Origin of the sequence: uncultured Corynebacterium sp. (genome assembly GCF_902489365.1) — a bacterium.
Lineage (GTDB): Bacteria > Actinomycetota > Actinomycetes > Mycobacteriales > Mycobacteriaceae > Corynebacterium.
In genome coordinates, this window is the sequence record NZ_CABTZR010000163.1 from 1 (window position 1) to 1945 (window position 1945).

The following is a 1945-nucleotide window of genomic DNA, read 5'->3' on the forward strand; positions in this document are numbered from 1 at the left end:
GCCTTCTGGATCTGCGGGCTCATCCTCTGCCTGTGCGTGGGACCAGCCCAGGCTTCCGCCCGCGGTTTCTTGGCGCGCGTTGCCCCTCCGGGACGCGAAGGCGAGATGTTTGGCCTCTACGCTACGACCGGCCGAGCCGTAGCGTGGTTGACGCCTTTCCTGTTCGGCGTCTTCGTCTCCCTGATGGGCCAAGGAGACCGGGGAGGCGTGCTCGCCATCGGGCTAGTCTTGCTCGTGGGAGCGATCGTGCTCATCCCAGTCAAAGACCCCGCCAAGGAATAAAACCTTGGCGGGGGTAAACCCGCGAGCATGTCGATCTCTTCGGCGTGGGCCTCTTTTAATGTGTGGCGCTAACGCCGACACATTAAAAGTCCTGCGGGCGCGGAATGTTGCGCAGGTTGGATTTCGCCATGGAGAGCATCTGGCCCACGCCACCGCCGAAGACAGTGCGGGTTGCCGCCTTGGAGAAGCCCAGCAGCTGCTCAAAGGTCAGCGTCGGCGGCAGGGAGAGGGCGTTGGGGTCCGTGACGACGTCGATAAGCGCAGGGCCGTCGTAGGCCAAGGCCTCCTTGATGAGGCGCGGTGCGTCCTTCGGATCCTCGATGCGGAAGTGCTTGATGCCCGCACCCTCCGCAATCTTGGCATAGTTCACGTGCTCGTGGTCGGTCTCATGCTCTGGCAGGCCCTGGACCAGCATCTCCAGCTTGACCATGCCGAGGGAAGAATTGTTGAACACGAACATCTTCACCGGCAGGTTGTGCAGCTTCACCGTCAGCAGCTCGCCCATGAGCATGGAGAGCCCGCCGTCACCGGAGAAGGTGATGACCTGGCGGTCCTGGTGCGCTGCCTGCGCACCGATGGCCATCGGCAGGGCGTTGGCCATGGTGCCGTGGCGGAAGGAACCGATCTGCTCGCGCTTGCCGTTTGCAGTGATGTAGCGCGCGCCCCAGACATTGCACATGCCGGTATCGACGGTAAAGATGGCATCCTCATCGGCCTCCTGATCAATGAGGTCCGCGATGTATTCCGGATGGATCGGCGTGTGCTTCTCCACGCCGGAGGTATAGGCCTCAACGACGTGGTTCAGTTTGTCGTAGTGCTTCTTGAGCATCTCATCCAGGAAGGAGCGGTCCTTCTTCTCCTCCACGTGAGGCAGGATGTTCTCAATCGTGGCGCCGACATCACCGGTGACCGGGTACTTAATGCGGGTGCGGCGGCCGATGTGGGAGCCATCGATGTCGACCTGGGCCACGTTGGCATCCGGCAGGAAGTCGTTGTAGGGGAAGTCCGTCCCCAGCAGGATGAGCAGGTCTGCCTCGTGGGTGGCCTCGTGTGCCGCACCGTAGCCGAGCAGGCCGGACATGCCGACGTCGAAGGGGTTGTCGTACTGGATGTACATCTTGCCACCCAGGGCGTGGCCGATGGGAGCCTTGATCTTCTCGGCCAGCGCAAGGACCTGCTCACGGGCGTTCTTGACGCCGGCGCCAACGAAGAGGGTGACGGTCTTAGCCTCATTAATGGCCTGGGTCAGCGCGGCGGCCTCGGCCGGGTCCGGGTAGACAACCGGGCGGCCGGAGGAAATAACGGAGGAGGTGAAGGTATCATCCTCGGCCTCCTGCGTGGAGACATCACCCGGGATAACGAGGACGGACACACCCTTGCCCGCCATGGTGCTCTGGATGGCGTGGTGCAGGACCACGGCACCTTGGTCCGCGGAGTTGACCATCTCGCAGTAGCCGGAGCACTCCTGGAAGATGGCCTCCGGGTGGGTTTCCTGGAAGAACTTCGAGCCAATCTGGCGCGAAGGAATGTGGCTAGCCAGGGCGAGGACCTTGGCGCCGTTACGGTGGGCGTCGTAAAGCCCCTGAATAAGGTGCGTATTTCCCGGGCCGCAGGAGGCGGCGCACACGGCAAGGTTCCCGGTAGTGAGGGAATCGGCCTCAGC

The 1945-nt window shown here is 62.9% G+C and carries 2 protein-coding genes; one reads left to right on the forward strand and one right to left on the reverse strand.

The window, feature by feature from the left end; translation table 11 throughout:
- A partial coding sequence (locus RDN59_RS12155; protein ID WP_308608060.1) for an MFS transporter occupies window positions 1–282 on the forward strand: 282 nt, incomplete at its 5' end.
- Window positions 283–364: 82 nt separating this feature from the next.
- On the opposite strand, the gene RDN59_RS12160 is transcribed toward RDN59_RS12155, so the two are convergent.
- The coding region (locus tag RDN59_RS12160) for a pyruvate dehydrogenase (RefSeq protein WP_308608061.1) at window positions 365–1945 on the reverse strand (1581 nt) is incomplete at its 5' end.